Source organism: Synechocystis salina LEGE 00031 (assembly GCF_015207985.1).
Taxonomy (GTDB): Bacteria; Cyanobacteriota; Cyanobacteriia; order Cyanobacteriales; family Microcystaceae; genus Synechocystis; species Synechocystis salina.
Window position 1 is genome coordinate 26,781 of sequence record NZ_JADEVV010000006.1, and the last position, 13,819, is coordinate 40,599.

The window sequence follows — 13,819 nt, forward strand, 5'->3', positions numbered from 1 at the left end:
TAAAGGTTCCAGCCCACTCAATCCACACCGGAGCAAGGCTAGGGGTAGAATTGCCAGGAAAGAGAATTATCCCCCCTTTAATTGTTCGCCCATGGCCATCGTTATCAATTACCGTTTCCCGATCGCCGTCCTTGGGGCCTGCCTATGCCTCTCGGCGATCGCCCCTGCCGAAGCTGTGCCCCTGCAGTCTCCTATGTTGATTAGCCAAACCCAATTGCTACCACCGCCCCCCACCAGTCCCAATCCGGTGCCTGACCCCAGTGCGTTGAGCTTCACCCCCAATGCCACTTCCTACCGGGTGATGGCCCTAGTAACCTCTCCAGTGCAGGAACAACAGGTTAAAGCCGCCTATCCTGGGGCCTTTTTCACCACCTTCAATGGGCAACGGCTATTGCAAATTGGTAGTTTTAGTGACCCCCTTAACGCCCAACAGGCGGCCTTGAGTTTGCAAAATTTGGGACTAGAAACGGTAATCAATCCCTAGGTTGGTAAACTGTTCCATCCTTCAATTCCCTGGAAGGCGATCGCCTGTTACCAGTTAAAGGTCAACTATGTATCAGCTAGTGATTATCGGGGCCAGTCCAGAGGGGTTAGCGGCGGCCCATAGCTGCGTTGAACAATATCCCACGGCCAGAATTGCCCTAGTCACCCAGGGTTGGGAACGGGGTTGGTCTGGCGATCGCCATGGAGAGTTAGCGGAGGAAAACTTTTGGGAGCAGTTACGCCTACTGGCGGCCCAAACAGTTGATGTAGTGGTGGGAGAGGGCACTTTTTCACAAACACCGTCAGGATTGCTATATCAAACCCAGGAGCGGACGTTAGAAGGGGAAAGTTATTTACTTACCAGCGGCAAAGTTGATGAAGAAAACTTTAATCGTCTCAGTGAAACTCCCCAACGGTGGGCTTTGGTGGGGGCCTTGCCGGAAAATCTGGTTTTAGCCCAGGAGTTAACCAAACAAGGCCATGGGGTCACCATCCTGACTCGCAACAGTCACCTATTACCGGGGGAAGACCCCGAAATGGCAGCCCTTCTGCAAACCTATTTGACCAGTTTAGGCATTGAGTTTTGGTTTAACTGCCGTAACTTGATTTCCCATTACGGCCAAAGCAATTGTACTTATGGACTCCAGTTTAACCATGGTTCCGAGGGGGCTAGCCATCACCTCACTGTGGATAACCTACGTTCCAAGGGGCGATCGCCTAGGTACGAGAATTTACTAGCTAACCTGCCGGAATTAAATGACAATGCCAGCCCAAGGCAAAATTGCTACCTGACTGTAAACCCGAACTTGCAAACCGCCCATGGCCAAATCTATGCCTGTGGTGATTGGTTAAAAGGCTACCGTTGCCCCGCCATTGCCCAGCGGGAAGCCAAGTATGTGGTCCACCGAATTTTAGGCCAAGATACTACCCCCATTAACTACGGTCAAATACCCTTTACCGTTGACCTAGAGCCTCTTTGGTATCGCATCGGCGACCCCACCGCCCTGGACTATGCCCAGAAAATCATCCGGGGCTTTGAACCCTACAGCGACCACTGTGACCTAAGGGGAATGTTTAAATTGGCATTGGACTCCCAAGACCGGATTATCAGCGCCCACTGGTTTGGGCAACGGGGCCAGGAAAGTATGTCCTTATTACTACTGGCGATCGCCAAGGGGATTAGCTGGCGGGAATTGCAACCCCTACCCCTGTGGGAAAATTGTCAAACTTTGTACTAAGTTAATGCTTAATATTAACATTCAGCCTCTTAATCATCCAAAAGCTCGTCGCCAAACACAAAATCGCAAAGCCCAACGCCAATAAATCTAAGCCTTCATATTTGCTGAAGTCAAAAATAATAATTTTCCTGGCTACGGCAATCATGGCCGTCACAATCACCAGTTCCACTTGGATAACATTATCTTTCAGATAAACGGTGATATTTTCCAACAGTTCTAGGGCGATCAATATATTTAAAAATAAACCAAAAATCTCGATTAAAGTTCGATTAAAAAAACCAAAGGGTTCCCCCCGTAATTCGATAACTAACACCTTAAAAAGGTCGAACACAGCAACAAAAACCACCACCATCAGGCAAATGGCCAGTAATTTAGAAACTAGCTTCTCAAAACTACGTAGCACCGACAAAAATAGTGAGTCTTGATCCGTAGATAATAGTAATCTGATGTATCTCTGGATTGATTTCATGGAGTGGCAATGAGCAATAACAAAGGTCTCGCCATATTTTATCGGCAATGATCAGCCAAAATTTGCCCAGTTTGCAATGATAATTATTTTCTCGACGATCGCCGGAGGGGTAGGGAAGATTACAATGGGGTTAATCCCATAGGAAGAGTGTTATCCGTTACCCGATCAATGTGCCATGAAAATTTACCTCGATTACAGTGCCACCACTCCGCCCCGGCAAGAGGTAAAGGCCGCAGTGCAAAATTTTTTGGATCAAAGTTGGGGCAATCCCGCTAGTCTGCACCATTGGGGGAACCGGGCCGCCCTGGCCCTGGAAACCGCTCGCCTGCAAGTGGCCCAATTGCTCAACGCTGGCCACCCCGACAGTATCGTTTTTACCTCCGGTGGCACGGAAGCTAACCATCTGGCTCTGTTTGGGGTCACCCGCAATTACCCCAGCCCCCAACATTTAATCATTTCCACTGTGGAACACTCGGCGATCGCCGCCCCGGTGCGATGGTTAGAAAACCAAGGTTGGCAAGTAACTCGCCTAGGGGTAAATGCCCAGGGTCGGGTCAATCCGGCCGCATTAGCCGAGGCCATCCAAAGCAATACGGTGCTAATTTCCGTCATCTATGGCCAAAGTGAAGTGGGCACCCTCCAACCCATCGAAGAATTGGGGCGCATTGCCCGACAACGACATATTCCCTTCCACACCGATGCAGTACAGGTGGCGGGGCGCTGTCCAGTGGACGTGAAACATTTACCGGTGGATCTCCTCTCCCTCTCCAGCCACAAACTCTACGGCATCCAAGGCGCTGGCGCTTTATACATCCATCCCGACCTGGCCATTGGCCCTCTGCTCATGGGAGGCGGCCAAGAACAGGGTTTACGATCCGGAACTCCTCCCCTGCCGGCCATTGTTGGTTTGGGGATGGCCGCCGAGTTGGCCCAAGGGGAATTGGCCGAAGAAGTAGCCAGGCTACAAGCCCTGCGGGACCGTTGCTTTGACCTACTGGCCGATTGTGAATTTTTGACCCCCACTGGCGATCGCCTTTATCGGTTGCCCCATCACGTTAGCTTTGTTGTCCAATCCCGTCTCCATTGCACTGCGGGGCTGACGGGAAAACAATTGGTGCGGGCTTTGAATCGGGAAGGCATTGCCATTAGTGCCGGGGCCGCCTGCAATTCCGGTAAACTCAATCCCAGTCCGGTACTGTTGGCCATGGGTTACCAAGAACAGCAGGCCCTAGCTGGCATTCGTCTCACCTTTGGCCGGGAAACCACCATGGCCGATATTGAGGTAACGGCCCGGACCATTAAAGAGGTTTTTGCCCAACTTTGTCCCCAGTTAACCGGCATCCAAGGTTAGGGCACTGACTGGATTAATTTGATTTCGACTAGACTACGAAAAATAGTTACTGCCCCCGGCTTGGTAACTAGGCGCAAAGGCCAGTAAAAGGGGAAATTGCAACAGGGCCAAGTCAATTTGTTCTTCTGTTTCATCCACCAGGACCAAGGGCATTTGGCGATCGCCGACTAGTCTTTCTGCCCGCTGAATCAGAGCACTAGCAGATTCAAACAGGACAATGCCCCGCTCTGGGCCAAAATCACTGCGGGAAATACCCAAACAATCCTGTAAACCCCGTCGCCATTCCCCCAAGCGTTCCGGTGTGGCTGCCAAAATTAACGCCCGACAACGATCGCCGTAGAGTTGATTCAAAATGGCGATCGCCGCTGAACCCACCAAAATATTTTGCAAACGACTGTCTAAACTGAGGATGGCCCCCCGGCCGCCCAGGGTAAATAACCAATTTTCAATCCGTTCTGCATGGATCGGCTCAAAGGTGCGACGTAATTGCCAAGGGGGACCGTAATAATCAGGGCGGGTGCGGTATTGCTCCAACAAAGCTTGGATTTGTCGTTTTTGGCTACTGAAACCCTGCTCTGCAAAACTCACCACGGGAGTGGTGTCGGCATTTTCAATAATCGCATCCCCATGGGTAGAGGAAGATTCCCAACTGTCCCCTACTCCCAATTCCAATTGGTCGGCGGCGGAAACTAAATCCTGCAAACTCCCCACCAAATAATCCTTAAAGCCCTGCACCCGGATAGCCAACTCCTGGGAAGCCCCAGCGAAGGTGGTACGCATTTCCTGTTGAATCCGTTCCTGGCGCCGTTCTAACTTCTCAATTTCCTTTTCCAGGGCTGCTCTTTTTTGCACTAATTCCCTGGTGCCTTCTTCCACTAGCTGGGCCATTTCCCGTTGTAATTGCTGGAACTGCTGGCCATACCACTGGGCTTTTTCCCGTTGCAGAGCGGCAATTTCTTTTTCCAGGGTAGTCTTTTGGGCGGTTAAGTCACTCAACGCTAGGGGTTCGGCCTCCAATTGAGCTTCCACCACTGGAGCTATTTCTGCCACTTCCGCCACCATGGCATCCATCGGGGGCAACTCCTCCGGGGGGGAAAGTTCCTCTGCCACTACCCCATCTCCTTCCCGATCTTGCTCCGGTTCATGGGCATCACCATCCTGGCCAACAGCCGCTGGGGTCAGCCAAGCATCAGAAGGAGTTTCTTCGGGAAAATTAGGATTCAATTCTGGGGTCATTCCGGACGTAGGGACTGGAGGGGACAATGGCGCTCAAGACAAGCCTTGAGGGTGCCGGGGTCAAAGATAATCGGCAAAAAATGGATGCTCTTGACCTCTTTAAAATAAAACAAAATGGGAGCGGGTTCCCAAAAGATTCGCCAGTTTTGCCACTCTGTGTAAGGGAAAGAGCGAATTAGCTTGCTCCCACGGTACACTTCCAACGCAGTGGCCGTAAAGCTGAGTTTGATGATGGCGGTTTGCACCATTAAAAAAACACCAAACACGGCGATCGCCAGGCCGACCCACATCTGCAAAAAGAAGACCGGTATGGCCCCAAACAGCAGTACGAGGGGAATGACAAAGCTGGGTTCTAAGTCGGTGCGGGCTTGGCTCTGGATGGGGGTGCTGGCCATAGGAATTGTGCTTGGTGACGAATGTTTGCGGGCAAAGGCAAAAACGCCGAACAGTTAGGGATTTTTCCCAACCTTTAACGGCGGAAAAATTTTAAAAATTCTTACTTTGATATTCTTCCAACAGGGTCAGCAAACGGTTAACCATGGTGCTAGATAGGGCATCCAGTAGGGAAATGTTGACCTTGCCCCCACCGATCGCCACGGACAAATCCTTCAGAGCGCTTTCTACTGTGGCCCGGCTTAGTTCATCCTTCTCCAACAGGGGATAAACCCTTTCGGCCAGGGGAATATGCAAATGGGCTTCCGCCAAAAATAGATTCCACTTGGCCACATCAATGGCAATTTGTTCACCAATGTCAGCGGCGAGGGCTTCAATTTCTGGGGTGGTTGAGCTCATGGTCAATGGGGAGGGGATGGGGTTGACGGGGCAAACTTAAGGGAGCATTGCCGGTATCTAGCAATTAACTTCATGTTGCCACTCCCCCCATGGTAGATCACAACCCTAAGAACCTGGGGCAACGACCATTTACCCAGGCACTTCTAACTTGGCCGGATTACCCCGGGCCAATTTTGCTCCATAGCGTTGACTCACCCCGGCGATCGCCGCGAGGAAAATCCAGCCCAGCACATTATTGCGCATATCAAAAATGGTGACATCGAATAGGTTGTACAAACAAAGGGCGGCAAAGGCAATGCCATAGGACAGCAGTAATAAATGTTGGGACTGACGGCGAAAACCACGACAACGACCAAGGTTGATCAATAGCATCATGCCCTGGGCCAGAATGAAACCCACTGCTCCCAACATCAAGCCAGTACCAATCAAGCCCGTTTCCCCCAACAGCATCAGCACCAAGTTATGGGGATGGCCAATCCAAACGTTCATGGCGGCTTGGTACAGGGGGGTAAAATTTCTCAAGCCCTGGCCAAAAATGGGTTGATCGAGGAACATATCCCAACTAAATTGCCACTGGGTACTCCTGAGGGCCGTTCTGTAACGGTCCGGGTAAAGTTCATCCGACAATCTGCCCCAAAAATATTTAGGCACTATCATTCGCAATGGTTCTTTGCCGAAGGGGCCAAAGGATGCCCATAACACCATGGCAGTCGCTCCCCCGGCCAAGGCCACTAACCAGTACCAACTTAAATAGATGGCGTAGGCAATGCCAATTAGTAACCCAATGCCCCAAGCACTGCGGGAACCGGTCAACACCAAGGCGATCGCCTCTAGGATGCAAGCAAGCAAGAGGGCCCACACCAGGGGAGGAGGATTAAGGCGGTTACTGGGGGCGGTGAAATGCCAGCGGCGGATGCATTGGATTAATAGCCCCAGGCTGAGGGGAAACACCATCAATAACCAAGCGGAAAATAGGTTGGCATACATTAATAAGGATGACATCCGACCTTCCGGTCTGCCTCCGGCCACTAGGTTGGTGCCGATCGCCGCTAACCAATCGGGGGTGGCCCAGTTGCCATAGATTTGCCCAAAGCCAAGGATGACTAATACTACGGTGTTGGCGGTCAGTAGCCAGGCTAAGTTATTCAGTTGCTTAAATTGGCAAATTACCTGACTGAAGGCCAGAAAAACGATGAAGTAGGGTACAAAGTTGGCCAGTCCCAACAGGGCTTCCCCCCGGTCATGGGCGGTGAAGGTGGTCAACAAAAACCACAGGGTCAGGGCAGTCCACACTTTGGCCAGGGGTAGGCTTGCTAATTTTTTACCATGGAAAAACCAGGGGCTCAGGCTAGCAAACAGCAGTGGCAGTAACCCCGCTACGGCGTTGAAGGGCAGTAGGGTTAACCCCACAGAGACCGCTAGTTGTTCTTTCTTTAAGAGATGGGAAGGGATTTTCAACTGCAACTCCCAAAATTACCACTCCCCATATTATCCCCAGGCGATCGCCTTCCGCATTGACCCTCCGTCTGATTGGTAGTCAAGCTACTTGGCAACCTCAACCTTCAATATGTTTTTGACTTGATAAAGTCTTTGCATCAGGGTTTCGTTAGCATGTTCTGGATATCTCTCAACTACAAAATCAATAAAATCTTGTACAGTACAGGGCTGATCAAATCCTCCCATCCAACTATGGAACTCTTGATGGATGATTGAATCAATAGTGATCAAGTTATCTACAACCGAGGCTAGATGGGGATAACCTTTGACAGAATAAAGGTGGTGAGCTGTCAGAATCATTTGATTGATACTATTCGGCTTGATTAGTTTTATCTGACAAGTTTTTTTATTTCTTTTCTTAGCTCTAATTTTTGCATTCTCAATTTTCCTGGAGATATTTTTTGTATCGTTATCAAGAGCTTGTAATGCTTTTTCTATTTCAACTGTGATAGTACGGCATTTGCTTCTTCTCGCTTTATCTTTGAGGGTTTGACTGATTTCACGAGAAACGATCACACAACCTTTACCAGAGAACCATAGTTGTTGTCCCTGTTTCTGCTTTTTGGGGTTATGAAAGTTCCTTTCGACGTAATCAATGTCAATCTCTAGTGGGCTATTCTGCCTTAAATATTCAAGAGTTCTTTTAATAGTCTGTCCATTAGTCTCCAAGATACGTCGTAGGCATTGCTTATGAACAAAATTACGACCGTTAACCTGAACGATTTTATCTTGGGGCTCAGAAAATTCCTCTTGGATAATTCTTTGAGCCAAAGCGTGTTTCAGCCTATTTGAATTTTGAGTAATGAAATCTTTAATACGATGTACGAAACCAAGACTACCGTGGGCATCAAGGTAGTAAGCTATTTCAAGAGCCCCTTTATCAGAGAATTTTTTCATTCCCAAAGATGGTCTAATAACGATATAGTCCTTTCCTTCTACTAAATCCCATTCGTCATCGGGGTCTGAGTCAAAAAACTCAATAATGTCTAACAGTTTTTGATGACTAATATCAAGTGCCTTAGCTAATTCTTCCTCAGAAATAGTAAATTTTATAGGCATAGCGCTGATCCTGTCTATTTGAAGGTGTTCGGATTGATGGAACGATACATTTGATTGATGCGGTCGAAAACTTTAGCATTCCCTGTTTGAGGATTGTCGGGATGATAAACCTTAGATAGTTGTCGGTAGGCACTTTTGATCTGTTCTTCTGTTGCTGTGGTGCCATCTAGACCAAATACTTGCCAGGGTTTGAAATACTTAAATATATTTATGCCGTTTATGCAATCCTCCCCAGTTTCTCCCACCTCGTTTGGCAAGATACCAACAAAGTCTCGGTATAGCTTTTCCCAAGAATCTTTTTTGCTGAAATTTAGCTCCATATCCCGTGTAGCTAGTTGAAACTCACCAGATTCTTTCAATTCATCAGTGTTAGATACGGCAAAGTATTTGTAGACTGCTTCCTTAACTTCACTCAACTTCAGGGCAGGGACTTTCTTCGGTTTCTTGGGAGTCGTTTTTGCTTTAGCTTTAGGCTTTTTCTGGGCAAGGACAAACTCCGCAAATTGCTCTAGGTGCCCGGCATCATAGCCATGCAGGGAAACTAGTCTCTCTATTTCCTTTCTGATGCCATCAGTGACCATGCACTTTCCCTCAGTAGCAGATTACTTTAATAATAAATGCTAATTGAAAATTCGTATGTATGCTTAGGACGAGATTCTACCAGATTATGGATCTACTCTGCTAAATCTGCTTAAAGTTTTTTAAACTACAAGGTCATAATGCCTGTAGTCTTGTGGCGATGGGCGTAAAAGCAGTCTAACCAAACCTTGGTGAGGTGTATCGTGGGGGGCTGTTAGAAACTCTGTTTATTCCAAAAGGCGATCGCGGCAGAAGGCGAGGGTGCTGTAGAGATGGAAAGCCTTATCCCAATTAGTATCTTCCCGGCGGAGAAAAGGAATGTGGGGGTCCACTGATTTGAGTAATTCCTGAAAATCTAGGGCCGTTTCCGCAAACGCATTGAACTCCTTCCAAGCTGGTTTATCCGCTAAATTTGTCTGCCAGATGTGGCTCAGTTGTTGCCATTGTTGATGGGCCGTACCCTGTTGCCCATGGACAGATTTTTCATCATCTAGGCTAATGCCCTGGTTAAACTCGTAAATTTGGTCGCAAAAACGCAGAATTGTTTGGTGTTGCGGTAAATGTAAATCACAAATGTGGGCGTAATCTAAAATTTCCGTTTTGCGCTGGATTTTGCCCCGCACATTCACATCCACACATTCCTCAAAAATGGGCAATAAACCCTCCACCGTTTGACTGACATCTTGCCAAGTAAAGCTAAAAGTCCCCTCCTCCTCCCGACTAATGCGATAGGTAACCGTGACCACGGGGGACAAACTTTCAATGCGGAAAACGGGGAAAACTTTTAGGGCCAAAATGTCAGCTAAAGCCACAGAAAAGCTAGGAATGGCCGCCGCCTGACATTGCTGATGGTAATAGTTCAACTCTCCGATCGCCCCAGTGCGATAGAGCCGCCAAGCCCGACTGGGTAACTGGAGCCGAGCCGTGTAGGGGTCCATGGCCATGATTTTGCCAAACTGTATTGCCTTGGCTTGTTTTTCCGCAAGGGGCACCGGTTCCAGCACAAAAATTCCCGCCGACTGGGCCTCCGGATCTGCCTTGGCCTCCTCAATGGCCGCCTGTTGTTCCGCCAGGGATTGGGCTGTTTCCGCTTGACGATGGGTATCAATGCGACCCAGCCCCGCCCTAATTTTGGCCACCAGTTGGGGACTGTGACTAATGACCAACAATTGCCGAAATTTTTCCTCCGCCCCGTTTAAATTTCCCTGGGCTTCCAGCAGGCGAGCTTGGTAATAGGCCGTCATCGGGTTTTCCCAACTCTCCCCCTCCATCGCGGCCAACAGTTGTTCTGCTGTGGCCAGGTCGTGGCTGTCAATGGCGTCGGCAATGGCTTTATACATAGGGAAACAGGCCGAAAAATATTAGGTTTCCAACAGAGCAGTAAGCTGGGCTAGGGCTACGGTGGGGGCTGTCACCGCCCGCAAAATCCGTTTACCGAGGGATACGGGCTGAAACCCTTTGGCGATCGCCAGGGCGATTTCCTGATCCGTCCATCCCCCCTCTGGGCCAGTGGCCAACACCATTTGGGCCGGCAAACCACTCTGTTTCAAGTATGCCCCAAGCATAGGGCTATTTCTACGGGTCACACAGAGCAAAGCCAGGGTTTCTGGCCCCGTAACCTCTTCGACAAATTGACCAAACGTTAATGGAGGAGCCACCGGGGGTAACCATTGCCGCTCCGACTGTTCCGCCGCTTCTGTGACAATGCGTTGCCAACGCTCAAGTTTGTTTGGACTGGGCTTTAGCAGGGTGCGTTCCGTCAACAAAGGTTGAAACGCTGTGGCTCCCAACTCCGTACAGGGGCGAATAATTTCCTCAAACCCACTGCCCTTGGGCAAGGCGATCGCCAAAGTCACCGCCAGGGGTAATTCATTCTGCTCACTGACCGCTTCTAATAATTGGGCTGTGCCATCATCCAAATCATTTAACTGGGCCCGCCATACTCCGCCACCACCATCCAACACCATGAAGCCATCACCCCTTTGCAGTCGCAATACCCGCTGGAGATAATGCCGCTGGGAAGCAGTCAGCATAACTGTAGCATCAGTAATTTGCTCTGGGGCAACAACCAAACGGTAGGCCATAGGACAGTAATTGAGGAATTTTTCCCCGCTAAAATCAATCCCCAAACGAGGGTGGAGGATAGGACAAATTGTACAATGGGCTTCTGGCATTGCCTCCCCAGGGCACTGACCCAAGCACTAAGCAAAATTTTATGGCTTTTCGACCCCGCAAACGCTTTGGCCAACATTGGCTGAACCATCCACCAACTTTGCAGGCCATTGTGGCGGCGGCAGATATCCAACCCGGCGATCGCCTCTGGGAAATTGGCCCGGGCATGGGGGTTTTGACCAAGCAGTTATTAGCAACGGGCAATCCCCTGGTGGCGGTGGAGTTAGACCGGGATTTATGTCTTAAATTACGCAAAAAATTAGGGCAACGGGAAAATTTTCTGCTTTTGGAAGGAGATGTCTTAAAACTAGATTTAAACGCTTTATTACAGGATTTTCCCCAATTTTCAGCCCCGAATAAGGTAGTGGCAAACATTCCCTACAACATCACCAGCCCCATTCTCGAACTACTACTCGGCACCATCCAAAAACCCCGATCACCTAGTTTGGCCACCATTGTTTTATTAGTACAAAAAGAAATTGCGGAACGATTAACGGCCCAACCCAGCACCAAAGCCTACGGAGCCTTGTCGGTGCGGATGCAATACCTCGCCCGGGTGGATTGGATTGTGGATGTATCCCCCAAAGCCTTTACCCCGCCGCCCAAAGTGGATTCCGCTGTTATTCGCTTAACTCCCTACCCCGTAGATCAGTTACCAGGCGATCGCCGTTTATTGGATCAACTCCTCCGACTGGGGTTCGCCAATCGCCGTAAAATGTTACGCAATAACCTCAAGGGATTAATTGCCCCGGAACAGTTAACTACCGTATTAGAACAGTTAGCCTTGCCGAGTACTGCCCGGGCGGAAGACTTGAGCCTAGAACAATGGTTAGAGTTAACTAATTTGTTGCCGACTTTCTTTTCCCCAACCTGATGCATTACTACACCCTCCACGCCCCGCCAAAATCAATCTTTTCCTGGAAATTCTTGGCGATCGCCAAGCAAATTATGGCTATCACTGACGGCGGATCAAGTTTTGCTAGAAAGTTTTAGATTTATGTTTGTAGTTCTTACAGTTATGGGATCTTTAATCCAGCTTTTCGAATAGATTAAAATTAAATTCTAGCAACCTATGCCAGCCAAAGATATTTTCCACGACTGTGTTAAAAATGCTTTGATTAAGGAAGGATGGACGATCACGGAAGACCCCCTGAGCTTGAAAATAGGCAAAAAGGATCTGTTTGTTGATTTGGCGGCGGAAAAGTTGCTGATTGCAGAAAAACAGAATCGCAGAATTGCGGTAGAGATTAAAAGTTTTATTGGTACATCGGAGGTGGAAGACCTTAAAAATGCTTTAGGTCAATATATTCTTTATGAAAAAATCATCAAAAGGCAATCTCTTGGTCGAGTTTTGTATCTTGCCATTAGGGACGCTATTTATAGAAAATTATTTATGGAGGAGATTGGCCAAATTTTACTAGAAGAAAACACAGTTAGATTAATTGTCTTTGACCCTGAAAAAGAGGTTATTATCCAATGGATAGGCTAGCTAAACATCGCCAAATTATTGAGAAAGTCCTAACTCCCTATGCCAATATTTCCTATGCCAACGCCGAAATTAAAAATCGTCTTGTCATTGATGAAACCCATGATCAATACCTAATTATTTCCGAAGGTTGGCAACGGAACCAACGCTATCACAGTGTTCTAATTCATCTGGAAATTATTGACGGTAAGCTCTGGATTCAGTGTGACAACACAGAGGATGGCATTGCCACAGAACTCGTCAGTGCAGGTATTGCCAAAGAAGAAATTGTCCTTGGCTTCCATGAGCCACAAATACGCCCCTATACTGGTTTCGCCGTTGCTTAGAAAAAGATCAAATTAGGATTCGCCAATCGCCGTAAAATGTTAGGCGAGATAACTTGAGTGGTTAGATTTAACTGATTTATTGCCCCTCTTTCACCCCCAACCTAATGTATTCCTACACCCTCCACGCCCCCGCCAAAATTAATCTTTTCCTGGAAATTCTTGGCGATCGCCCCGACGGCTTCCACGAATTGGTGATGGTGTTGCAGAGCATTGCCCTGGGGGATGAAATTACCGTGCGGGCCAACGGCACTGATGACATCCGCCTCAGTTGTGGGGACAGTCCCCTGGCCAACGATGCCACTAATTTGGCCTACCGGGCGGCCCAGTTGATGATTAACCATTTTCCCCAGGCCCATAGTCAGTATGGCGGTGTAGATATCACCCTGACCAAGCACATTCCCATGGCGGCGGGGTTAGCAGGCGGTTCGGCCGATGCGGCGGCGGTGTTAGTGGGTTTAGACCTGCTCTGGAATTTGGGTTTAACCAGGCCGGAATTAGAACAGTTAGCGGCCCAACTGGGTTCCGACATTCCCTTTTGCATTGGGGGCGGCACGGCGATCGCCACGGGACGGGGGGAAATCCTCGACCCCTTACCGGACGGGGATTGTTTCTGGGTGGTGTTGGCCAAACACCGTTCCATGGAAGTTTCTACCCCCTGGGCCTACCAAACCTATCGCCAACAGTTTGGCAAAAATTACCTAAACGACGACCAATCCCAACGGGCCCGGCGTAAAACCATCCATGCGGGGCCCCTCCTCCAGGGCATTCAGCACCGCAACCCAGGGCAAATTGCCAGCCATATCCACAATGATTTAGAAAAAGTTGTGTTACCCGCCCATGAAGCTGTGGCCCAGTTACGCCAGGCCTTACAGTCCGCGGGGGGATTGGGCACCATGATGTCCGGCTCCGGCCCCAGCGTTTTTACCCTCTGTCAGGATCAAGCGACCGCAGAACAGGTGTTGGCGATCGCCAAAGAAAAATTAAACGACCCCGATGTGGATTTTTGGTTAACCCACACCATCGGCCATGGCATTCAAATTATTGATCACTGAAATTGGGCACTGAATCAGATCAACCAATTCCGCGAAAATTCTCCCTGGGGTAGGATAACCTAACAGGGTTTTAACCCCA

At 49.0% G+C, this 13,819-nt stretch carries 15 protein-coding genes and 1 pseudogene; 7 read left to right on the forward strand and 9 right to left on the reverse strand.

All coding sequences use genetic code 11. The annotated features are described in order from the left end of the window. The first annotated feature begins 91 nt into the window (after positions 1–91). Both IQ217_RS03065 and IQ217_RS03070 read left to right on the forward strand, forming a co-directional pair. On the forward strand, positions 92–484 hold the full coding sequence (locus IQ217_RS03065) for a hypothetical protein (RefSeq protein ID WP_194018878.1): 393 nt from the start codon (positions 92–94) through the stop codon (positions 482–484). Between the two features lie 67 nt (positions 485–551). Beyond that, positions 552–1,721 carry an FAD-dependent oxidoreductase gene (locus IQ217_RS03070; protein ID WP_194018879.1) on the forward strand — a complete coding sequence of 390 codons (1,170 nt, stop codon included), beginning with the start codon at positions 552–554 and terminating at the stop codon, positions 1,719–1,721. Position 1,722: 1 nt separating this feature from the next. Here the strand turns inward: IQ217_RS03070 and IQ217_RS03075 are convergent, their stop codons facing one another. Continuing rightward, entirely contained in the window at positions 1,723–2,124 is a 402-nt protein-coding gene (locus IQ217_RS03075; RefSeq protein ID WP_476718263.1) for a phosphate-starvation-inducible PsiE family protein, read from the reverse strand. Between the two features lie 241 nt (positions 2,125–2,365). On the opposite strand from IQ217_RS03075, the gene IQ217_RS03080 reads away from it, so the two are divergent. Beyond that, positions 2,366–3,541: a cysteine desulfurase family protein gene (locus IQ217_RS03080; protein ID WP_194018880.1), complete on the forward strand. Its 1,176-nt coding sequence runs from the start codon at positions 2,366–2,368 to the stop codon at positions 3,539–3,541. Between the two features lie 33 nt (positions 3,542–3,574). Here IQ217_RS03080 and IQ217_RS03085 read toward each other — a convergent pair whose 3' ends face one another. The 8 genes and pseudogenes from IQ217_RS03085 to IQ217_RS03120 form a co-directional block, all read right to left on the reverse strand. Next, the gene (locus IQ217_RS03085) at positions 3,575–4,777 is read right to left on the reverse strand and encodes a DUF3086 domain-containing protein (RefSeq protein ID WP_194018881.1); all 1,203 of its coding nucleotides are present in this window, start codon (positions 4,775–4,777) and stop codon (positions 3,575–3,577) included. After that, entirely contained in the window at positions 4,774–5,172 is a 399-nt protein-coding gene (locus tag IQ217_RS03090) for a DUF3119 family protein (protein WP_190597285.1), read from the reverse strand. Before IQ217_RS03090 ends, IQ217_RS03085 begins: the two co-directional genes overlap by 4 nt. Before the next feature lie 91 nt (positions 5,173–5,263). Continuing rightward, positions 5,264–5,569 carry a DUF3181 family protein gene (locus IQ217_RS03095; RefSeq protein WP_194018882.1) on the reverse strand — a complete coding sequence of 102 codons (306 nt, stop codon included), beginning with the start codon at positions 5,567–5,569 and terminating at the stop codon, positions 5,264–5,266. A gap of 129 nt (positions 5,570–5,698) precedes the next feature. Continuing rightward, entirely contained in the window at positions 5,699–7,027 is a 1,329-nt protein-coding gene (locus tag IQ217_RS03100) for an O-antigen ligase family protein (protein ID WP_228023966.1), read from the reverse strand. An 84-nt stretch (positions 7,028–7,111) separates the two neighbouring features. Beyond that, positions 7,112–8,125: a hypothetical protein gene (locus IQ217_RS03105; RefSeq protein ID WP_194018883.1), complete on the reverse strand. Its 1,014-nt coding sequence runs from the start codon at positions 8,123–8,125 to the stop codon at positions 7,112–7,114. Between the two features lie 14 nt (positions 8,126–8,139). Next, positions 8,140–8,706 (reverse strand): J domain-containing protein, encoded by a 567-nt coding sequence (locus IQ217_RS03110; RefSeq protein WP_194018884.1) that lies wholly within the window; start codon positions 8,704–8,706, stop codon positions 8,140–8,142. A gap of 225 nt (positions 8,707–8,931) precedes the next feature. After that, positions 8,932–10,044, reverse strand: a complete 1,113-nt coding sequence (locus tag IQ217_RS03115) for a hypothetical protein (protein WP_194018885.1) — start codon at positions 10,042–10,044, stop codon at positions 8,932–8,934. 21 nt (positions 10,045–10,065) lie between these two features. Continuing rightward, a pseudogene (locus IQ217_RS03120) lies at positions 10,066–10,955 on the reverse strand (16S rRNA (uracil(1498)-N(3))-methyltransferase). On the opposite strand from IQ217_RS03120, the gene rsmA reads away from it, so the two are divergent. From rsmA to ispE, 4 genes are all read left to right on the forward strand, one after another. Next, positions 10,920–11,750, forward strand: coding sequence for a 16S rRNA (adenine(1518)-N(6)/adenine(1519)-N(6))-dimethyltransferase RsmA (gene rsmA / locus IQ217_RS03125; RefSeq protein WP_194018886.1), 831 nt, complete (start codon positions 10,920–10,922; stop codon positions 11,748–11,750). The pseudogene IQ217_RS03120 and the gene rsmA overlap by 36 nt on opposite strands. A gap of 198 nt (positions 11,751–11,948) precedes the next feature. Next, entirely contained in the window at positions 11,949–12,365 is a 417-nt protein-coding gene (locus tag IQ217_RS03130; RefSeq protein ID WP_194018887.1) for a XisH family protein, read from the forward strand. Beyond that, complete coding sequence (locus IQ217_RS03135; RefSeq protein ID WP_194018888.1) at positions 12,353–12,688, forward strand: XisI protein; 336 nt, start codon at positions 12,353–12,355, stop codon at positions 12,686–12,688. The genes IQ217_RS03130 and IQ217_RS03135 overlap by 13 nt, the downstream gene beginning before the upstream one ends. A gap of 104 nt (positions 12,689–12,792) precedes the next feature. Then, on the forward strand, positions 12,793–13,740 hold the full coding sequence (gene ispE, locus IQ217_RS03140) for a 4-(cytidine 5'-diphospho)-2-C-methyl-D-erythritol kinase (RefSeq protein ID WP_194018889.1): 948 nt from the start codon (positions 12,793–12,795) through the stop codon (positions 13,738–13,740). The last annotated feature ends 79 nt before the right edge of the window (positions 13,741–13,819 follow it).